The sequence below is a fragment of the Elioraea rosea genome (assembly GCF_007644105.1).
Lineage (GTDB): Bacteria > Pseudomonadota > Alphaproteobacteria > Acetobacterales > Acetobacteraceae > Elioraea_A > Elioraea_A rosea.
This window is the reverse complement of record NZ_VFAC01000004.1, coordinates 1-19,669: the sequence shown is the minus strand read 5'-3', so window position 1 is coordinate 19,669 and position 19,669 is coordinate 1. Positions and strand designations below refer to the sequence as shown.

22 protein-coding genes are annotated in these 19,669 nt (G+C 70.7%); 15 read left to right on the top strand and 7 right to left on the bottom strand.

The genetic code is table 11. The annotated features are described in order from the left end of the window. Window positions 1-72: 72 nt before the first annotated feature. The 12 genes from FIF60_RS04465 (at window position 73) to moeA (ending at window position 11,333) form a co-directional block, all read left to right on the top strand. Complete coding sequence (locus tag FIF60_RS04465; protein WP_158639059.1) at window positions 73-795, top strand: biotin/lipoate--protein ligase family protein; 723 nt, start codon at window positions 73-75, stop codon at window positions 793-795. After that, window positions 792-1,334 (top strand): DUF6505 family protein, encoded by a 543-nt coding sequence (locus tag FIF60_RS04460; protein WP_144184275.1) that lies wholly within the window; start codon window positions 792-794, stop codon window positions 1,332-1,334. Before FIF60_RS04465 ends, FIF60_RS04460 begins: the two co-directional genes overlap by 4 nt. Further along, entirely contained in the window at window positions 1,331-2,368 is a 1,038-nt protein-coding gene (locus FIF60_RS04455; protein WP_144184274.1) for a DUF6352 family protein, read from the top strand. The genes FIF60_RS04460 and FIF60_RS04455 overlap by 4 nt, the downstream gene beginning before the upstream one ends. Before the next feature lie 14 nt (window positions 2,369-2,382). Continuing rightward, complete coding sequence (locus FIF60_RS04450; RefSeq protein ID WP_144184272.1) at window positions 2,383-2,886, top strand: DUF3305 domain-containing protein; 504 nt, start codon at window positions 2,383-2,385, stop codon at window positions 2,884-2,886. After that, a complete protein-coding gene (locus FIF60_RS04445; RefSeq protein WP_144184270.1) occupies window positions 2,879-3,571 on the top strand; it encodes a DUF3306 domain-containing protein in 693 nt (230 codons plus the stop codon). Before FIF60_RS04450 ends, FIF60_RS04445 begins: the two co-directional genes overlap by 8 nt. Before the next feature lie 162 nt (window positions 3,572-3,733). Further along, entirely contained in the window at window positions 3,734-4,534 is an 801-nt protein-coding gene (locus tag FIF60_RS04440; protein WP_204251109.1) for a molecular chaperone TorD family protein, read from the top strand. A 72-nt stretch (window positions 4,535-4,606) separates the two neighbouring features. After that, the gene (locus tag FIF60_RS04435; RefSeq protein WP_144184266.1) at window positions 4,607-4,816 is read left to right on the top strand and encodes a twin-arginine translocation signal domain-containing protein; all 210 of its coding nucleotides are present in this window, start codon (window positions 4,607-4,609) and stop codon (window positions 4,814-4,816) included. A 12-nt stretch (window positions 4,817-4,828) separates the two neighbouring features. Further along, window positions 4,829-7,783, top strand: coding sequence for a formate dehydrogenase subunit alpha (locus tag FIF60_RS04430; protein ID WP_144184264.1), 2,955 nt, complete (start codon window positions 4,829-4,831; stop codon window positions 7,781-7,783). A gap of 26 nt (window positions 7,784-7,809) precedes the next feature. Next, window positions 7,810-8,406, top strand: coding sequence for a formate dehydrogenase FDH3 subunit beta (fdh3B, locus tag FIF60_RS04425; protein ID WP_144184262.1), 597 nt, complete (start codon window positions 7,810-7,812; stop codon window positions 8,404-8,406). Between the two features lie 56 nt (window positions 8,407-8,462). Beyond that, window positions 8,463-9,491 carry a formate dehydrogenase subunit gamma gene (locus tag FIF60_RS04420; protein ID WP_144184260.1) on the top strand — a complete coding sequence of 343 codons (1,029 nt, stop codon included), beginning with the start codon at window positions 8,463-8,465 and terminating at the stop codon, window positions 9,489-9,491. Between the two features lie 64 nt (window positions 9,492-9,555). Continuing rightward, the gene (mobB, locus tag FIF60_RS04415; RefSeq protein WP_144184258.1) at window positions 9,556-10,065 is read left to right on the top strand and encodes a molybdopterin-guanine dinucleotide biosynthesis protein B; all 510 of its coding nucleotides are present in this window, start codon (window positions 9,556-9,558) and stop codon (window positions 10,063-10,065) included. Window positions 10,066-10,076: 11 nt separating this feature from the next. Continuing rightward, window positions 10,077-11,333, top strand: a complete 1,257-nt coding sequence (gene moeA / locus FIF60_RS04410) for a molybdopterin molybdotransferase MoeA (RefSeq protein WP_144184257.1) — start codon at window positions 10,077-10,079, stop codon at window positions 11,331-11,333. 6 nt (window positions 11,334-11,339) lie between these two features. Here the strand turns inward: moeA and FIF60_RS22250 are convergent, their stop codons facing one another. The 3 genes from FIF60_RS22250 to FIF60_RS04400 all read right to left on the bottom strand — a co-directional run bounded on the left by FIF60_RS22250 (window position 11,340) and on the right by FIF60_RS04400 (window position 13,035). After that, window positions 11,340-11,465 carry a hypothetical protein gene (locus tag FIF60_RS22250; protein WP_275426711.1) on the bottom strand — a complete coding sequence of 42 codons (126 nt, stop codon included), beginning with the start codon at window positions 11,463-11,465 and terminating at the stop codon, window positions 11,340-11,342. 66 nt (window positions 11,466-11,531) lie between these two features. Continuing rightward, window positions 11,532-12,167, bottom strand: coding sequence for a molybdenum cofactor guanylyltransferase MobA (mobA, locus tag FIF60_RS04405; RefSeq protein WP_144184255.1), 636 nt, complete (start codon window positions 12,165-12,167; stop codon window positions 11,532-11,534). Further along, window positions 12,157-13,035: a formate dehydrogenase accessory sulfurtransferase FdhD gene (locus FIF60_RS04400; RefSeq protein WP_204251108.1), complete on the bottom strand. Its 879-nt coding sequence runs from the start codon at window positions 13,033-13,035 to the stop codon at window positions 12,157-12,159. Before FIF60_RS04400 ends, mobA begins: the two co-directional genes overlap by 11 nt. A 95-nt stretch (window positions 13,036-13,130) precedes the next feature. On the opposite strand from FIF60_RS04400, the gene FIF60_RS04395 reads away from it, so the two are divergent. Genes FIF60_RS04395 through FIF60_RS04385 form a run of 3 tightly spaced genes read left to right on the top strand, consistent with a single transcriptional unit; the run spans window position 13,131 to window position 15,487 of the window. Then, window positions 13,131-14,207, top strand: coding sequence for an endonuclease/exonuclease/phosphatase family protein (locus FIF60_RS04395; protein WP_158639058.1), 1,077 nt, complete (start codon window positions 13,131-13,133; stop codon window positions 14,205-14,207). 13 nt (window positions 14,208-14,220) lie between these two features. Further along, complete coding sequence (locus tag FIF60_RS04390) at window positions 14,221-15,000, top strand: SDR family NAD(P)-dependent oxidoreductase (RefSeq protein WP_144184249.1); 780 nt, start codon at window positions 14,221-14,223, stop codon at window positions 14,998-15,000. A gap of 31 nt (window positions 15,001-15,031) precedes the next feature. Then, window positions 15,032-15,487, top strand: a complete 456-nt coding sequence (locus tag FIF60_RS04385) for a SufE family protein (RefSeq protein WP_144184247.1) — start codon at window positions 15,032-15,034, stop codon at window positions 15,485-15,487. Between the two features lie 3 nt (window positions 15,488-15,490). Here the strand turns inward: FIF60_RS04385 and FIF60_RS04380 are convergent, their stop codons facing one another. From FIF60_RS04380 to FIF60_RS21900, 4 genes are all read right to left on the bottom strand, one after another. Continuing rightward, the gene (locus tag FIF60_RS04380; RefSeq protein WP_144184245.1) at window positions 15,491-16,387 is read right to left on the bottom strand and encodes an alpha/beta hydrolase; all 897 of its coding nucleotides are present in this window, start codon (window positions 16,385-16,387) and stop codon (window positions 15,491-15,493) included. Then, window positions 16,384-17,982 carry an ABC transporter substrate-binding protein gene (locus FIF60_RS04375; protein ID WP_239451487.1) on the bottom strand — a complete coding sequence of 533 codons (1,599 nt, stop codon included), beginning with the start codon at window positions 17,980-17,982 and terminating at the stop codon, window positions 16,384-16,386. The genes FIF60_RS04380 and FIF60_RS04375 overlap by 4 nt, the downstream gene beginning before the upstream one ends. A gap of 68 nt (window positions 17,983-18,050) precedes the next feature. Further along, window positions 18,051-19,457, bottom strand: a complete 1,407-nt coding sequence (locus tag FIF60_RS04370) for an alkaline phosphatase family protein (RefSeq protein WP_144184243.1) — start codon at window positions 19,455-19,457, stop codon at window positions 18,051-18,053. A 25-nt stretch (window positions 19,458-19,482) separates the two neighbouring features. Beyond that, the coding region (locus tag FIF60_RS21900) for a hypothetical protein (protein WP_204251107.1) at window positions 19,483-19,669 on the bottom strand (187 nt) is incomplete at its 5' end.

Here is a 19,669-nt window from a genome sequence, read left to right as displayed (position 1 = left end):
CCTGTTACTCCCGGCCTGGTGGCCATATATGTCGGGACGACGACGACCGCCAGGACACATCGGACCCGGCTCATGCGCGCCGCCGACCTCGACCGACGCCTTGACCTGCCGCCGCTCTTCCGCGGCGTCATCCTCCGCGAGGGGGGCGATGCCTTTGGCCATGCCTGCGCCATCGCGGCGGAGGAGGGGGCCGGAACGCTGGTTCTCTCGCGCGGGTCGCTCCTGTTCGACTGCGCGGTGATCCTCGAGCCGGCGATGCCGCTCGCCCGCACCCGGGTTGCCTTCCTCGCGGGCATGGCCGCGCTCGCCGATGCGCTCGCCGTCGCCGCACCGCCCGAGCACCCGATCGGCTTCGCCTGGCCCGGCACGGTGCGGATCGACGGCGCGCTGCTCGGCGGCATGCGGATGGCCAATGCGCCCGTGGTGGGCGACCTCCAGGCGCCCGCCTGGCTCGTGCTGCACGCCGCCCTCCGCCTCGGCGAGCCCGCCGATGTCGAGCCCGGCCTTCACCCTGACCGCACCTCGCTGGAGCAGCAGGGCTTCGAGGACGCCGACGGCGCCCGCCTCGCCGAGCGCTTCGCCCGGCACCTGATGGCGGGGCTCTACACCTGGCAGGACGAGGGGCTCGCCCCGGTGGCGGAGGCCTATCTTTCGCGCCTCGACGAGCCTGCAGGCGTCCGCCGCGGCATCGACCCCTCGGGCGACCTGATCCTGCGCGACGAGGCCGGGCATGAGGAGCGGCTATCCCTCGCGGAGGCGCTTGCCGCCACGCCGTCCTGGCTCGCCCGCCTATGACTCGCGCGCTTCGGACCATCCGCCTCGATGTCTCCGACACGGTGGTGTTCGACTGTGCGGCCGAGCCTGGCGAGATCGCCGTCGTCGGCGGCTTCATGTTCTGGGACGATGATCCTGCCGCACTCGCCGGCCGCGCCCGCCAGGCCTTCCGCGCGGGCTTCCTCGGCCTGCCGAGCTTCGGCTTCTCGACGCTCGTCACGGTCGGCGTGGCGGGCGAGGAGGAGCGCGAGGCGGCGCTCGCGACGCTCGCGGCCCATATCCGCGCGCATCTCGGCGCGCCGGATGACGCCGCCGCCCGCGCTGCCGCCGAGGAGGAGATGGGGTTCGCAGAGGAGCTCGCGGCAGGCCATGAGCCCGGAACCGTGATCGCGCTGACCCGCAGCGTCGAAGCCGACGGCGTGCGCGAGCGTTTCCGCAGCCTGAGGCCAAGGGGCGACACCCAGGCCCTGCCGGTGATCGGCCTTGTCCGCACCGACGAGGCCGAGGAGGCGGCGGAGCAGGTCGATCTCGTCTCGCTGATGAAGCGGGGGGCGGCGTGAGGCCTGATTTCTGGCTCTCCTGCGGCCATCACCTGGTCGAGCGCGACGAGGCGGGCGGCCTCGCCATCTCCGACGCGCTTCTCTCTGCCTGGCTCGCCCGGCCGGAGCTCGTCCCACCCGGGGAGGCCTGCGACGCCGAGCGCGCGCTGCATGCGAGCCTGCTGGCCAATCCGCGACGGGGCGTTGCCGGGATCGAGGTCTCCGCGCTGGCGGATGAAGATGCCCGGGAGAACTGGCAGGCCTGGCTCGCCTTCCGCGACCACCTGCTCGCCCACCCGACGCTCGAGGCCGCCTATACCGCCCTGTTCCGCGGCGACGTGCGCGGCACGCCGCCTCTCTTCATCGCCCAGCTCGCCCAGCTCATCCTGCGCAACATCCTCGATGCGGCGGAGGACCCGCTCCGCGTCCGCGCCGCAGAGCTGTTCTTCCGCCCCCAGCGCGTGAGCACCGAGGGCGGCAACCTGCTTCTCGCCGATGAGGAGACGGTCGAGGCCGCCGCGGGCGGCGCGCGCGCGGGCCACGGGGGCCTCGGCGTGCTCGGCCAGATGATCGCCGAGACGGGCGCGGGGCTCCGCTCCGTCGAGCTCGACGTGCTCTCGCCCGAGAACACCCAAGCCTACTGGGAGAGGAGCGACCGGTTCGACACGGTGCTCGACCTCACCTTCGGCCGGGAGGGGCAGGATGCGCTTGCCCGCGTCATCGAGGCCTGGGTCAGGCATCTTCTCGGCATAGGCGTCTCGGTCCAGCCGCTTCAGACGATCCATGACGAGGCCTGGGCCTGGTATGTCGGGCTCGATGCCGAGGCGACGGCGATCGCCACGCGGCTCTGGAACGGCGAGAAGGTGGAGCCCGAGGATCTCGGCCGCGTGCTGGCCCTGTTCCGGCTCGAGTTCGAGAACCCGGCAGAGATGCTGCCGCGCGTGGCCGGCCGCCCGGTCTATCTCTCGCTCGCCATGAGCGCGGGCAAGACCGTGCGTATGAAGCCGCAGAACCTGCTCGCCGGCCTGCCGCTCCGGCAGGCGAAGGCGGCCTGAGGGGAGGGACCGCCATGCTCGCAGAGGAGCACCACCCCGTCTCGGTCGTGGTCGAACGCCGGCCGGCGACCTCGCCCTGGCAGGACCATGTCTGGTGCCCCGTCGCCGTGCTTCCGGGCGAGACGACGGCCGCGCCCTGGACGGTACTGCGCGAGACGGCAGCGCTCACCGCCTTCATCGCCGGCCGCGCGACGGTGAGCTTCTTCTCCTCCGAGACCCCCAACTACAAGGCCAACCTCGAGACGGGCGCGCCCGTGCTGTGGGTGGTGCTGCGGCGCTGCGAGGCTGCGCCGGGCATGTCGCTCGTCGCCGTCTTGGCCGACCCGGGCGAAGCGGAGGCGATGATCACCGCCGGGGAGGACGTGATCGAGACCGTGCCCATGCCCGGGCAGATCCGCGAGGCGCTCGAGGATTTCGTCGCCGCCCACCATGTCGAGCGCGGATTCCACAAGCGCAAGCGCGATCGGGCCGACCCCGAAAGCCTCGGCATCCGGCGCAGGGTTGGCCGCGATGGCTGAGGACGAGAGCCGTGGAGGAGAGGGGTTCCTCTCCCGCTGGTCGAGGCGCAAGCAGGCCGCGCGCGAGGGCGTGCCCGTCGACGACGCGGCGAGGCCCGAGGCTCAGCCGGAGCCTGTTGCGCCTGAGTGCGCCTCCGCGTCCGCGCCCAAGCCCGGGCCGGCGCCTCCCGCCGAGCCAGATCCGGAGATCGACCTCGCCTCCCTGCCGCCGATCGAGGAGCTGACGGTGGAGAGCGACGTGACGGTCTTCCTCAGGAAGGGCGTCCCTGCCGCATTGCGCAATGCCGCGCTGCGTCGGGCCTGGAGCCTAGACCCCTCGATCCGCGACTTCATCGGCCCGGCGGACTATGCGTGGGACTGGAACACCCCCGGCGGCGCGCCGGGCTACATGGCCGATCTCGCCTCCGGACCCGATGTCGAGGCGCTTGCCGACAGGATCCTCGGCCTCGTCAGGGACAGGCCCACGCCGGAGGCGGCCGGGGACGCCGAACCACGACAGGATGGGGCAGCGCCCCCCTCGCCCGTGCGGATCGAGCCTGCCGCGCCGGAGCCTGTTCGGAACGAGACGCAAGCCGTCGCCGCCGCCCCGCCTGAGCGCGCGCCGCCGGCAGGAGCCAAGGCGCGGCCGCCCGCGCCTGTCGCCGACCCGCCCCGGCCACGCCACGGCGGGGCGGTCCCGACCTGATACCGGACTTCTCAGGTCGGAATTGCACGCGCGTGCGGCGATCGCCCAAGTCCGGTTCCGTACCGCAACGATATCAACGCCGAAGCGTAGATCTCGCGGCATAGTCAACTCCTATTGACCCTGCGCCTCGCTCAGTCATAGCCTCCGGGCATGGAGGGAGTCGTGTCGTCCGGGAGAGAACCTGGCCTCGAGGAAGCGATCCGCGCCTGTGGCGGGGTGAGTGAGCTTGCGCGCCGTCTCGGGATTTCTCAGCCCTCCGTGTCGCACTGGCAACGTGTTCCGGCCGAACGTGTGCTGATGGTCGAGCAGGCCAGCGGCGTCGCGCGCACCATCCTGCGTCCTGACCTCTACCCGGCACCGGGTGCGGAGGCCGATGAGCCGGACGCGGTCGATGCGATGCGCGCGCAGCACTGGTCGCTTCTCGCGGCGCTTCTCGCGCGCGCACCCGATGTCGCGCTGCTGCGTCGCCTGGCGTCGATCGGCGGCGACGACACGGCGCTCGGCGCCGCGCGCGGCGCACTCTCCGCCGCCGCCGCTTCGGTCGACGCCGCGGCAGTCGCGCGCGAGTTCCACGACCTCTTCATCGGGCTCGGGCGCGGCGAGCTCCTGCCCTATGCGAGCTACTACCTCACCGGCTTCCTGCACGAGCGCCCGCTTGCGAAGCTGCGTGCCGAGATGGACCGTCTTGGCATCGCGCGCGCCGAGGGCGTCGCGGAGCCGGAGGACCATATCGCCACGCTTGCCGAGATCATGGCCGGGCTTCTGCGCGGCGAGTTCGGCAGCGACCCGGCGGGCGGAGCGGACGAGGCGCGGCGCTTCTACGCGCGCCATGTCGAGCCCTGGGCTGCGAAGTTCTTTTCCGACCTCGAGGCGGCCGAGCATGCGCGGTTCTACCGCGCCGTCGGCCGGCTCGGGGCCGTGTTCACTGCGATCGAGACCGAGGCGGCCACGCTGCCGGCCTGAGGGGTTCTGCCCCTCCGTGCCGCTGCGAAGGTTTCCCGGGTGCTGGAACGGACTGGTTTGGAGCGAGGGACGATGACGAAGAAGCAAGGCGAAGCCGTGCCCGCGCGGCGTGGCTTCCTGAAGGCCCTGGGGCTTTCCGCCGGCGCCGCCGCGGCCGCCACGCCGCTCGTGGCCACGCCGGCCGCTGCGCGCGAGAGCCGCGATGAGGCGCGCAAGGCCCGCTACAAGGCCGACAGCCCGAACGTGCAGGCCTTCTACCGCACCAACCGCTACGAGCACTGAGGGAGAGGCGCGATGCTGATCAAGCGCAGCGAGGGCAGGGCCGCGCGCGGCGGGCTTGCCGCGTCCTTCGCCGGACTTTCGGGCGGCGCGACCGATCGCCGAGGCTTCCTCAGGAGGTCCGGCGTCGTTGCCGGCGGGCTCGGCGCGCTCGGCGCGCTCGGCGCGGGCACGGTGAGGAAGGCCGAGGCCGGGCCCATGCAGCCCGGCGTCGCCGTCGAGCTCAAGAAGAACATCTGCACGCACTGCTCGGTCGGCTGCACGGTGATCGCGGAAGTGCAGAACGGCGTGTGGGTGGGCCAGGAGCCGGCCTGGGAAAGCCCGATCAACCGCGGCACGCATTGCGCCAAGGGCGCCTCGGTGCGCGAGCTCGTGCACGGCGACCGTCGGGTGAAGTACCCGATGAAGCTCGTCAATGGGCAGTGGACGCGCATCAACTGGGACCAGGCGATCAGCGAGATCGGCGACAAGCTCCTCGAGATCCGCCAGCAATCCGGCCCCGACGCGGTGTTCCTGCTCGGCTCGGCCAAGTTCTCCAACGAGGGCGCGTATCTCTACCGGAAGTTCGCCGCCTTCTGGGGCACCAACAACGTCGACCATCAGGCGCGCATCTGCCATTCGACGACGGTCGCGGGCGTTGCCAACACCTGGGGCTACGGCGCGCAGACGAACAGCTACAACGACATCCGCAATTCCAAGACCATGATCATCATGGGCGGGAACCCGGCGGAGGCGCACCCCGTGTCGCTGCAGCACGTGCTGCAGGGCAAGGAGATCAACCGCGCCAACCTGATCGTCATCGACCCGCGCTTCACCCGCACGGCCGCGCATGCGACCGAGTACGTGCGGCCCCGGCCCGGCACCGACATCCCCGTCTTCTGGGGCCTGCTCTGGCACATCTTCGAGAACGGCTGGGAGGACAAGGAGTTCATCCGCCAGCGCGTGTACGGGATGGACGAGGTCCGCCGCGAAGTCGCGAAGTGGACCCCCGCGGAGGTCGAGAAGGTCACCGGCGTGCCTGGCGCGCAGATGCGCAAGGTGGCTGAGATGTTCGCCAAGCAGAAGCCGGCGACGCTGATCTGGTGCATGGGGCTGACGCAGAAGACCGTTGGCACCGCGAACGTTCGCGCCGCCTGCATCCTGCTTCTCGCCACGGGCAATGTCGGCTCGAACGGCACGGGGGCGAACATCTTCCGCGGCCACTGCAACGTGCAGGGCGCGACCGACCTCGGCCTCGATGTGACGACGCTGCCGCTCTACTACGGGCTCGACGAGGGCGCTTGGCGGCACTGGGGCCGGGTGTGGGACGTCTCCTACGACTATCTCCGCGGCCGGTTCGGCCCAGGCAACGCCGATGACGCGGCGCGGAAGCGGATGATGGAGATGCCCGGCATCACCACCACGCGCTATTTCGACGCGACGACGCTCGAGCCCGGCTCGGGCGACACCGCGAACCTGATCGCGGGCCAGCCGAACTTCCGCGGCATGGTGGTGTTCGGCCATGGCGGCAACACCGTCACCCGCATGCCGGAGGCGGTCGCGGGCCTCGAGAAGCTCGACCTTCTGGTGATCGCCGACCCGCACCCGACCACCTTCGCCGTGCTCGCCAACCGGCGCGAGAACACCTACGTGCTGCCGATCTGTACGCAGTTCGAATGCTCGGGCAGCCGCACGGCCTCGAACCGCTCGCTGCAGTGGGGCGAGCAGGTCGTCAAGCCGATCTTCGAGAGCAAGAACGACTACGAGGTCATCTACCGCCTTTCGGAGAAGCTCGGTTTCGCTACCGAGATGTTCAAGAACATCAAGGTCAACGGCAAGGAGCCGGAGGCCGAGAGCATCCTGCGCGAGATCAACCTCGGCGGTTGGTCGACCGGCTATTGCGGCCAGAGCCCCGAGCGCCTGAAGGCGCACATGGCGAACCAGGGCGCGTTCGATCTGGTGACGCTGCGCGCGCCGGAGAACGCACCGGCCGAGATCAGGGGCGACTACTACGGCCTGCCCTGGCCCTGCTGGGGCACGCCGCAGTACCGCCACCCCGGAACGCACATCCTCTACAACACCAACCTCCACGTGAAGGATGGTGGCGGAACGTTCCGTGCGCGATTCGGCGTCGAGCGCAACGGCGAGACGCTGCTGTCGGAGGGAAGCTGGTCGAAGGGCTCGGAGATCGAGGACGGGTATCCGCAGTTCACCTACGGCGTGCTGAAGAAGCTCGGCTGGGATTCCGACCTGACCGCCGAGGAGCGCGCGACGATCGAGCGCATCGGCGGCGCCAACCCCGACAACGTCGCCTGGTCGACCGACCTCTCGGGCGGCATCCAGCGCGTCGCGCTCGAGCATGGCTGCATCCCGTTCGGCAACGGCAAGGCGCGGGCGAATGCCTGGAACCTGCCCGACCCGATCCCGGTGCACCGCGAGCCGATCTACAGCCCGCGGCCGGACCTCGTGGCGCAGTACCCGACGCGCGACAACTTCATGGCGCTCCGGGTGCGCAACATCGGCAAGACGGTGCAGGACCGCGCGGTGCAGAACAACGTCGCGCGCAACTTCCCGATCGTGCTGACCTCGGGCCGCCTCGTCGAGTACGAGGGCGGCGGCGAGGAAACGCGCTCGAACAAGTGGCTGGCCGAGCTGCAACAGGACATGTTCGTCGAGATCAACACCCAGGACGCAGCCGAGCGGAACATCCGCGACGGGCAGTGGGTGCTCGTGAACGGACCCGAGATGCCTGCCGGCAAGCACATCCGCGTCAAGGCGCTGGTGACAGACCGCGTCGGCCGCGGCGTTGCCTTCATGCCGTTCCATTTCGCCGGCTGGTTCATGCAGGAGGACCAGAGGCGGAAATACCCGCAGGGAACCGACCCGATCGTGCTCGGCGAGAGCGTGAACACGGTCACGACCTACGGGTACGACCCGGTGACGGCGATGCAGGAAACCAAGTGCACCCTCTGCCAGATCAGGGCGGCGTGAGCGGGTAGGGAAGGGGAGAGACAACCATGGCCCGCATGAAGTTCCTCTGCGACAGCGACCGGTGCATCGAGTGCAACGCCTGCGTCACGGCGTGCAAGAACGAGCACGAGGTTCCCTGGGGCATCAACCGTCGGCGCGTCGTCACCATCAATGACGGCAAGCCGGGCGAGCGCTCGATCTCGATGGCGTGCATGCACTGCACCGATGCGCCCTGCGCCGCGGTATGCCCGGTCGACTGCTTCTACACCACGGCAGACGGCGTGGTGCTGCACTCGAAGGATCTCTGCATCGGGTGCGGCTACTGCTTCTACGCCTGCCCGTTCGGTGCGCCACAGTATCCGCGGCTCGGCAATTTCGGCACGCGCGGCAAGATGGACAAATGCACCTACTGCGCCGGCGGCCCGGAGGCGGACAGTACGCAGGCGGAATATGCCAAGTACGGCTCGAACCGCCTCGCCGAGGGCAAGCTGCCGCTCTGCGCCGAGATGTGCTCGACCAAGGCCCTGCTCGCCGGAGACGGCGACATCATCGCCCAGATCTACGCCGAGCGCGTGACGCGCCGCGGCTACGGGTCCGGCGCCTGGGGCTGGCGCACCGCGTACAAGGAAATGACGACCGGCTGAGCCGGGCTGACGACATGGTCAGGGGGCGCGATGCCTCCGAGCGGCAGGAGCACCGCATGACAGGACTGACCCGAACGCTGCGCCGGGCCTTCGCAGGGACGATGCTCGCGCTCGCCCTCGCGATCGCCGCGCCCGGCGCGACGACGCCCGCACACGCCCAGGCGCCCGCGCCCTCCGCGCCGGCGCAGGCGAGCGAGCAGATGCTGTTCAACTACCTCCAAGGCGACGTGCGCGGCCGGATCACAATCCCGGACCAGCGCGCGGCGACGCTCATCCAGCCGGAGGGGCGCGAGTTCCAGCACTTCTGGCGCACCACGCTGAAGTGGATCGGCGCCATCGCCGTCGGCGGCATGCTCGTGGTGCTGGTGTTGTTCTATGCCATGCGCGGCAAGATCCGCATCGATGGCGGGCCCTCGGGCCGGACGATCGAGCGCTTCAACGGCTTCGAGCGCTTCGTGCACTGGCTGACGGCTACGACGTTCATCGTGCTCGGCATCACCGGCCTCAACATCAGCTTCGGGCGCGAGCTGCTCCTGCCGCTGATGGGGCCGGAGGCGTTCACCACCTGGTCGCAGTGGGGCAAGCTCGCGCACAACTTCCTCGCCTTCCCCTTCACGCTCGGCATCCTGCTGATGCTCGTGATCTGGATCCGCGACAACATTCCCGGCGCGACGGACGTGCGCTGGTTCGCCGAAGGCGGCGGGCTCATCGGCCACGGCCACCCGCCGGCGCGGCGCTTCAACGCCGGGCAGAAGATCATCTTCTGGTCGGTCGTGCTCGGCGGTGGCGCCATCGCCGTGACGGGGTTCATCCTGATGTTCCCCTTCCAGTTCGTGACCACCATGTCGGGCATGCAGCTCGCCACCCAGCTGCACGGCGTGATCGCGCTCGTGATGATCGCGATCATCCTCGCGCACATCTACATCGGCTCGCTCGGCATGGAGGGCGCCTTCGACGCGATGGGCAGCGGCCAGGTCGACCTCAACTGGGCGAAGGAGCATCACAGCCTCTGGGTCGAGGAGGTGATGGCCGGCAGCCGGGATGCCCGCGCGCCGACGGGAGCGCGCGGCGCCGGGGCCGACTGAGGCACACCGCAGCGGTGTTCAGGGGGGCTGGCGGAGAGGCTCCGCCAGCCCCCATCTTTCGTCCATGACGCTGTTCGGCATCGCCGGCTGGTCCGGCTCGGGGAAAACGACGCTTCTCGCGCGGCTCATCCCCGCCCTCGTCGCGCGCGGCCTGACCGTCTCGACCATCAAGCACGCGCACCACGCCTTCGACATCGACACGCCCGGCAAGGACAGCCACACCCACCGCATGGCCGGCGCGACGGAGGTTCTTGTCGGCTCCGCCGCGCGCTACGCGCTGATCCACGAGCTCCGCGGCGCCCGCGAGCCGACGCTCGAGGAGCTCGCCGCACGGCTCGCGCCCGTCGATCTCGTCCTGGTCGAGGGCTTCAAGAAGGAGGGGCACCGCAAGCTCGAGGTCTGGCGCGCCTCTGTCGGCAAGCCGCCGCTCTGGGCCGATGACCCCTCCGTCGTCGCCGTCGCCTCTGACGGGCCGGTGCCGGGCTGCCCGCTCCCCGTGCTGCCGCTCGACGATGTCGAGGCGATCGCCGCCTTCGTCGCCGCCGCCGCCGGGCTGCGGCCGCGTGCGGCCTGAGAGGGCGGGGCATGGCCCAGCTTTCCGACGACTGCTTCGCCTTCGGCGGCGCGCTGATACGGATCGAGGAGGCGCTCGCGATCCTCGCCGAGCGGCTGGCCCCGATCGCAGAGGCCGAGACGGTCGGCCTTGCCGCCGCGCATGGGCGCGTGCTGGCCGAGGATGTGATCGCTCCGCTCGACGTGCCCGGCTTCGCCAACAGCGCGGTAGACGGCTACGCCGTGCGCCATGCCGATCTCTCGGCCGAGGGCGACAGCGTGCTTCCCGTCGCCGGGCGGGTGGCGGCGGGGGCCGAGCGGGTACCCCCTCTCGGAGCCGGCGAGGCCATCCGCATCTTCACGGGCGCGCCGATGCCCCAGGGCGCGGACACGGTGTTCATGCAGGAGGACACCGAGGCGCTGACCGATGGGCGCGTGCGGCTGCCTGCCGGGCTGAAGCGCGGGGCCAATGCGCGCGAGGCGGGCGAGGATGTCGCGCGCGGGGCACGTATCCTCCCGGCCGGGCGACGGCTCAGGCCGCAGGATGTCGGCCTCGCAGCCTCCGTCGGGCTCACGCGGCTCCCCGTGCGGCGGATGCTGCGCGTCGCCGTGTTCTCGACCGGAGACGAGATCGCGGAGCCTGGCGCCACGCTCGCACCCGGGCAGGTCTATGACAGCAACCGGTTCACCCTCGCTTCCCTGCTCGGCGCGCTCGGCTGCGGCGTCACCGATCTCGGCATCCTGCCCGACCGGCGCGAGGCCGTGGCTCAAGCGCTCGCCGCCGCCGCGCCGGAGCATGACCTGCTTCTGACCTCCGGCGGCGTCTCGACCGGGGAGGAGGACCACGTGAAGGCGGCGGTGGAGCAGGCCGGCTCGCTGTTCCTCTGGCGACTCGCGATCAAGCCCGGGCGGCCCGTCGCCATGGGCCAGGTTGCGGGAACCGCCTTCGTCGGGCTTCCCGGCAACCCCGTGGCGGTGATGGTGACGTTCGCCCACATCGTCCGCCCGCTCGTCCTGCACCTTGCGGGGGCAGAGCTGCGGCCGCTGCCGCGCTATGCGGTGCGCGCGGCGTTCTCCTATCGCAAGAAGGAGGGCAGGCGAGAATACGTGCGCGCAAGCCTCGCCCTCGCGCCGGACGGGATGACGGAAGCGCGCAAGTTCCCGCGCGAGGGCGCAGGCATCCTGTCGTCGCTTGTTGAAAGCGATGGGTTCGTCGAGCTTGGCGAGGAGGTGCGCGAGGTGGCGCCCGGCGACAGCGTCGCCTTCCTGCCGTTCAGCGGCCTCGCCTGAGGCCGGTCAGAGCCGCACGCCGGTCGTCGAGAAGGCGTGGTCGACGTATTGCTGGAAGTTGCCCTCGAGCACGTAGTTGCCTGCGACGGCGAGGCAGATGGCGATGACCGCGGCGACGATGAAGGCCTTCATGGCGGCGTTCCGATGGTGGCGTTCCTGGCCACATCGTTGCGCCGTATCGTTCGGTTTTTCAAGTCGCTAAAGCTCCGGGTGGGCGGCGAGCAGCGCCTCCGCCTCCGCCAGTTCGCCGACCGTGTTGGCGTTGAAGAACGGATCGGCCGGCTCGGTCTGCCAGTCGGCGAAGGCGATGCCGTGCCGCGCCGTCCAGCGGTCGATCTTGTGGATGTGCTCGACCGTCAGCGCATGCCGGAGGTCGTCGCGCAAGGAGACCGGCCAGAGACCGATCACGGGATGCGCCTGGCCGGCAGAGCGCGCGCAGGCGAGCGGCACGCCGGAGGCGGCGCGGGCGCGGTGCAGGCGCGCGACGAGCGTGCGCGGCAGGAAGGGACTGTCGGTCGGCAGGCTCACCACCCACTCGATGCCGGGCCGGTTCGCCGCCGCCCAGTCGAGCGCGGCGAGGATGCCTGCGAGCGGGCCGGCGAAGCCCGGCACGTCGTCGGCCACCACGGGAAGGCCGGTGCCGGCGAAGCGCGCGGGGTCGCCATTGGCGTTCAGGATCAGGCCATCGCACTGGTTGGCGACGCGCAGGATCACGCGGGCGAGCATGGTCTGCCCGCCGAGGGTGCGGAGCCCCTTGTCGCCGCCGCCCATCCGGCGCGCGAGCCCGCCGGCGAGCAGGACGCCCAGGGTGGGAGGAACAGGCTCAGTCGTCACGCTCTGCGCCCTTCCGCCGATGCGCGGCGCGCTCCTCCTCCGCCAGCGCCGGGTCGAGGTCGAACACGATGCGCTTCTCTCCCGCGAGCGCGAGGAAGCGCCGCCCCCGCGCGCGGCCCACAAGCGTCAGCCCCGCCTGGCGCGCGAGCTCCACTCCCCAGGCGGTGAATCCCGAGCGCGAGACGAGGATGGGAATGCCCATCTGAACGGTCTTGATCACCATTTCTGAGGTCAGCCGCCCGGTGGTGTAGAAGATCTTGTCTCCAGGTTCGATGCCGTGGCGGAACATGTAGCCGGCGATCTTGTCCACCGCGTTGTGGCGGCCGACATCCTCCATGTAGACGAGCGGCTGATCGCGCTCGCAGAGCACGCAGCCATGGATCGCGCCGGCCTCGAGATAGAGCGAGGGCATGGTGTTGATGGCATGCGTCAGCCGGTAGAGCCAGGAGGTGCGGAGCTCGGCGTCCGGCAACGTCACGCTCTCGAACCGTTCCATCAGATCGCCGAAGGCGGTTCCCTGCGCGCAACCCGAGGTGAGAGTCTTCTTGCGCAGCTTCTCCTCGAAGTCGGTTCCCCGCTCGGTGCGGACGACGACGGTCTCGATCTCCTCGTCGTAGTCGACGGCGGTGACCACGTCGTCCCGCCGCAGCATGTTCTGGTTCAGCAGGTAGCCGAGCGCGAGATACTCCGGGTAGTCGCCGATCGTCATCATCGTGACGATCTCCTGCCCGTTCAGGTAGAGCGTCAGCGGCCGCTCGACCGTCACCGACGTCTCGACCGGCGCGCCGGACTGATCGATGCCGGCGACGCGCCGCGTCAGCCGCGCGTCGGCCGGGTCCGGGCGTATCAGCATGTCCTTCGTCGTCATGCGCCTGACCATGGGCGCAGGTGCAGGCCACTTCAAGCGCCCTTCCCGACGGCCCCTGCATGCCACTACGGTGGCCATGGCCAGAGGGGGGCGGGATGCCGACGCTGCGGGTCGCGACCTGGAACATCGAGTGGATGGTCGGCCTGTTCAACGGCCGCTGGAAGGACTGGGACGGCACGATCCCGCCGCGCTTCGCCGGCCGCACGCTCGGCAGCATCCGCCTCGACCCGATCGCCGACGTGCCCCTCCTGTGCGACCGCATCGCCGGGGTGATCCGCGCCCTGAAGCCGGACGTGCTCGCCATCCAGGAAGGCCCGCCGCTGAAGGCGCAGGTCGAGCATTTCGTCGCGCGCTTCCTCGATGACGATTTCGCCGTCGTCGGCTCGAACGCCACATGGCAATCGACCTACATCCTCGTCCGGCGCGCGCTCGCCGGCGGGCTCACGGTGGTTCCGCCCGACTCGCCAGGCATGGCGGCGCTGACGGGAAGCTTCTTCTTCTACCCCTGGCAGGGCTTCCGCGTGGCGGATCGTCGCCGCCACCAGTTCGCGCGCGAGCCCGTCTGCGTCGATCTCGCGCTGCCTGGCGGCAAGCGGCTCGCCTTCGTCAACGTCCACCTCAAGTCGAAGTTCTCGAAGCTGAAGACGATGGCGCAATGGGAGGCGCGCGAACCCGAGGCGATGCTCGATGCGCTCGACGTGCGCCAGAAGGTCTCCGCGGAGGTCGCCGCGCTCAGACGCTACGTGAGCCTGCGCCTGATGATGGCCGATGTGCCGCATGGGCTCGTGGTGCTCGGCGACTTCAATGACGGGCCGTTCGGCGAGCTGTTCGAGGCGGAGTTCCTGCTGCACAACATCCTCGACGAGATGGTCGGCTCCTTCCTCGAGCCCGACCTCCTGCTTCGCCACGCGATGAAGCCCGACATCCTCCGCGCGGCCTCTTCCGTCACCTTCTCCGATCCGCTCCAGGGCGGGGCGGAGGTGCACGAGCTGATCGACCACGTCCTCGTCTCGCCGCGGCTGATGGTCGCGCGCAACGCCGTCAGGCTGCACCAGGCCTCCTGCAAGGTGCAGGACAAGCTGGCCGCGCGCTTCACCGAGGGCGACGGCAAGGGCGCGCGCGAACGCCGGCCCTCCGACCATTTCCCCGTTCTCGCAACGTTCGGTTACTGAAAGGACAGTCTCGATGGCAGGTCGTCTTGCCGGCAAGGTCGCGCTCGTCACCGGCGCCTCGAGCGGCATCGGCCGCGCGATTGCCCGCCGCTTCGCCGCGGAAGGGGCAGCGATCGCGATCGCAGACATGACGGAGGAGGTGCGCGAGGGCGGCGAGCCGACGCACGAGATCCTCGCGCGCGAGGGCCACCGCGTCGCCTTCCTGCGCACCGACGTGTCCGACGAGGCCTCCGCCGAAGGCGCGGTCGTTGAGACCCTCGCGCGGTTCGGCCGCCTCGATATCCTCGTCAACAACGCGATCTACAATGTCGGCGGCACGCTGACCGACACGAGCCTCGAGACATGGAACCGCACGCTCGCCGTCGGCATCACGGGCGTGTTCCTGATGAGCCGCGCGGCGGTGAACGTGATGCTCGGGCAGGAGCCGAACGAAGAGGGCGTGCGCGGCCGCATCGTCAACATCTCCTCCCAGCACGGCATGGTCGCGAGCCCGGAGAACATCGCCTACGGCGTCGCCAAGGCCGGCACCGTCTACATCACCCGGCAGATCGCGGTGGACTACGCCAAGCACGGCATCGTCTGCAACGCGGTCGCACCCGGCAAGATCATGACGGGCAAGACGGGACGGGCGATCGAGCCGCGCTGGGTCGAGTACAGCCACCAGCGCACCCCCTGGCCGCGCCTCGGAAGGCCGGAGGACGTCGCCTCCGCGGCGCTCTTCCTCGCCTCCGACGAGGCGACCTTCATCACCGGCGAGAACCTGATGGTCGATGGCGGCTGGATGGCCTATTGAGCCCGCCCCGTTCCAGCCCATGTGCCTGAGTATGACCGACCCGTTCGTCCAGCCCCAGGAGGACACCGCCGCTTCCGCCATGGCGGCGCTCGCGGAGGAGTTCGCCTTCTTCGACGACTGGATGGACCGCTACGGCATGGTGATCGACTGGGGCCGCAAGCTGCCGCCCTATCCGGCCGAGTGGCAGGATGCCGCACACAAGGTGGAGGGCTGCCAGAGCCAGGTGTGGCTCGCCTCCGAGTTGCGCGACGGCCGCCTCTACCTTGCCGCCGCCTCGGATGCCGCGATCGTCGCGGGCCTCGTGGCGATGCTTCTGCGGATCTATTCCGGCCGGAGACCGGACGAGGTTCTCGCCGCCGATGCCGCGCGGTTCCTCAAGGAGCTCGACCTCATCGGCAACCTGTCTGCCAACCGCGGCAACGGCATCGCCGCGATGGTCGCGCGAATCCGCGCGCTCGCTGCGCGCGCCGCGGCAGAGGCGTTGTAACCGTCAAAGAACGGTCGCGAGCCCGCCTTCCCGCGACTTCGCCGCGGCCTCGCCCGCGTCGAGCCGGTCGAACCACAACCCCGCCGCCATGCGTGACATCGCGGCACCATCGTGGCCGATGCCATCGGCCACGACGAGACGCCACGCGCAGGCGATGCCGAGCCGCTTCGCCGCCGCCTGCCCCGCCTCGAGGAAGGCGTGCGCGCGGGCGAAGCGGTGCGGCCCCTGCGCCAGAGCGGCCGCGTGGCTCGGCAGGCTCGGCCCGCTCGTCTCGGTGTCGGCGCTGCCGGCGAGGATGGTCAGCGGCGTCGCGAGGAAGCGCCGCAGCGCATCCCCGCCGAGTCCGAGCCCGCCGAGGCCCTCGGGAAAGGGGCGATCGAGTTCGGGAAGCGTGTACCATCCCGCATTGCCGGCGATCACCGGCGCGAAGGGCCCAGCGCCGCAGGTCGCCAGCATGCGGTGGACGAACTGAGCGCCAGCGGAATGGCCGAAGAGGTGCGCCGCATCGCCAATGATCAGCCCCGCCTCGCGCGCTGCGGCGAACAGGCGCGGCAGCACCGCGTAGCCCCAGGCCTCGCGGGGCCGCACCGCGCCAGCCTCGTCGAACACGAGCCCGTTGTTGTAGGTCTCCGGCGTCGGCCACGCCTCGGCGCCAAAGGTGACGGCGAGGATCAGCAACCCGTGCCGGTCTGCCGCCGGGATCCAGAAGTCGCGATACTCGTCCCCGTTCCGCCCCATGCCGTGCTGGACGAACACGACCGGCCTGCCCGGCCGGAATGCGTTCGCGCGGTAGGCCTCGAGCGTCAGCTTGCGATCGGGATTGCCCGTGTCCTCGAACGGGATACCGACGCGCCCCGGGCGCGCGAGGCGTTCGGCGATCAGGCTCGAGAGCGCGCTCATTCGGGGCGTACGTCCATCGCCGGCGTCGTCTGATCGACACGCCCGGAGAATGTCAGCCCCGTGCGGAAGGCCCAGACGCCGCTCTCGAAATGGATCGGGATCACGGGCATCTCGGCGAGCGCGATCCTGCCGGCCTCCTGCATCAGCCCGGTGCGGGCGGCATCGTCCATCGTCGAGAGCGAGGCGATGGCGGGGCGGTCGAACGCCGTGTTCGACCATGCGCCGTAGTTGCTCATGCCGAGCCCCTTCGGCGGGTCGCGGCTGATCATCCAGGCGCGGAAGAACAGGAGCGTCTCCTCTGCCCCCGCCGCCCAGCCGCCCATCGCCACCGAGAACTCGGCACGGCCACGGCGTGGGAAGAAGGTGGTGGACGGCATCGCATCGACCTCCGCGCGCACGCCGATCCGCTGGAAGTACTGCGCGATCGCCTGGATGACGCGCACGTCATTGATGTAGCGGTTGTTGGTCGCGTGCAGCGTGAGGCTGAACCCGTTCGGGTGCCCCGCCTCGGCGAGCAGCGCGCGCGCCCTCGCGGGGTCGTAAGGGAGTACGGCGAGTTCGGGGATGGTGCCGCGCATGCCGTTCGGCAGGAACTGCGCCGCAGGCGTCGCCACACCATCCATGATTCGCTCGGCGATGGCGCCGCGGTCGATCGCGAGGGAGAGCGCCTGGCGCACGCGCACGTCGCGAAGCGGGTTGGGCGCTTGGCCTCCGTTGACGAAGGGCGCGGGCTCGCGGAAGTCGAGCTGCAGGAAGATCAGCCGCGTCGTCGGCGCGACCGCGAGCCGCACGGCCTGGTTCCCCCGCAGGCGCGGAATGTCGCCGGTAGACGGGCTCTCGATCACGTCCTGGTCGCCGGCCAGAAGTGCCGCGAGCCGCGGGCCTACCTGCGTCAGCGGTGTCAGCCGAACGGCGGCCCAATGCGGCTTCTCGCCCCAGTAGGTGTCGTTCCGAGCAAGCTCGATCGCACCCCCGGTCGTGAACCGCACGAGCCTATACGGACCCGTTCCGATCGCGGCCGTGCCGTCGTTGAACTGCGCGATGGTCGGCCACGGGCCCTTCACGCCGCAGCCATCGGCAGAGAAGCGCAAACCCTCATGGTTCGCGAGCCCGCGCGGGATGATCGCGAGCGAGGCAAGGTCGGACGGCAGAAGCGGGTTCGGCTCGCCGGTGGTGATCACCACCGTGCCCTCTCCCTCCGCCTCGACGCGGGCGAGACGCTTCACCTCGCGCGAGAAGGACCCGACGACCTCGGTCTCGTTGTTCAGGATGCGGCAGAAGCTGAACACCACATCCGGCGCGCCGAAGGCGGCACCGTTGGCGAACCGCACGCCCTCGCGCAGCCGGAACACCCAGGTGCGGTCATCGCGCCGCTCCCATGACGTCGCAAGCGCCGGCACGACGCGGAGCTCTGCATCGACCTGCGTGAGCCCGTCGAAGATGTGATCGCGCAGGGTCGAGTTCGGTGTCAGCGCGTAATTGTGCGGGTCGGCCGAGGTAGGCTGGGCGGACAGGGCGATGCGCAGCGTCTGCGCCTCTGCGGCCGTGGTGAATGCGAGAAGGCCCGCAGCGGCAAGGGCAATGACCAGTCGCATGATGATCGCTCCAGGGGGGGCTGGGACGGGCGGGAGCATCGCACCGCGCGGCGCGCCCCGCCAGTATCTCACCCGTGAGCGGTGCCGGCGGGATAGGTGCGTCCGCGCGCCTCGTCCATCGCGAGCGTCGCGTCGCCATGGCCGTGCAATACGAAGCGCCGTGCCGGCGCAGGCTCCGCGCCGCCGAGCGCCTCGGCGAGCGGCACGCCGTCCATGCCTTCGGGCGCGATGCCGAACAGGGAGAGAATGGTTGGCGCGATATCGGTGAGGTCGCTCGGGCAGGCAGCGACCCGGCCGCGCGGAACCGGTCCGCCTGCCATCGCGAGGAAGGCCGCCAGCTCGCGCCGGTGCAGCCCGCCATGCATGCCGCCGCCCTCCGGCACGTCGGCCACCTCGATGAAGGCACGGCCGGGAAGGCCGAACTGGTCGGGCTCATCGGACCCGGCGAAGGTGAAGGCAAGGTCGGGCGAGCGAGCGTGCAGCGCGCCGAGCGCCGCGAGCGGAACGGTTCCAGCGAGGCCATGCGCCTCCGCCGCGCGCGCGAGAACGAGACCGACCCAGGGCTGCTCCTGCAGCCAGGCGCAGAGCGCGCGGATCGTCGCGCCGTCGCTGCCCTTCACCCAGAGCCCAGGCGCACCGCCGCCGCCGAGCGCGATCGGCGTCTCCTCGGCGAGCCGCCTGCCGGATGCGAAGCCAGCGCGCGACAACTCCGAAACGAGATCGATCCGCCCCTGTCCCGTCACGTGGCCGTGGTCCGACATCGCGATGACGACGATCCCGTCACGGTCGGGCTGCGCGTCGCGCCAGGCGAGCACCTCGCCGAGTGCGGCATCGGCGTCACGCAGCGCCTCGCGCGAGGTGGCCGCGCCGATGCCCTCGTAGTGGAAGGAGACATCCGGTTCGGATGCCCAGAACAGCGCGACGTCTGGCCGGCGGAGGCCGAGCACGTGGTCGACGAAGAGCCGCGCGGCGTGACGAACGCGCGGTGTGTTCGGCACGGCGGCCTCCGGCCCCGGCCCGAAGGCTTCGGCCGCGCCGACCGCTTCCTCCGGGTGCCAGCGGAAGGCGCCGAGCGCGCCGGCTTCGGGAAAGGCCGCGCGTGCCGCGCCGAGCGTTCCGGTCCACACCACGTCCATCCTCCGCCCCGCCGCGTGCAGGATTGCGCCGAGCGAGGGGCGCTCGAGCAGCCTTCCATGCGCGGCGACCAGCGCATCCATCGCCTTCGCGTGCTTGGTGTTCAGCACGCGGTCCGGCGCGGCGGCAGCATCGTAGAGCGCGTTGGCGACGAGCCCGTGCGAGGCGGGTCGGCAGCCCGTGGCGAGGGAGGGCGTGGCAACGCGCGTCTCGGAGGGGAACACCGAGCGGGCATTGGCGAACCGCGTGCCCTCGGCGATCACGCGGCAGATGTTCGGCGACGCTGCTTCCGTCACGAGGTCGGGCCGCAACCCATCGAAGCCGAACAGGATCACGCGCATCCAGGCCCTCCGCTGTCGCCCCGGGCTACACGCGCCGAATGATCGCGCTGCGACGCGCGCGCTTCCGTGACGCTTCGGTGAAGCCTGCCCGCGCGGGAAGCTGCGTCAGCCAGGCGGAAGCGGCTCGCGCGTGACCGGGGACCGTGTCGCCGCCGGGCGTGCAGGTGCGGCGGCGCGTGTCGGCGTGGCCCGGGGCGGCGCGCTCGCCTGGC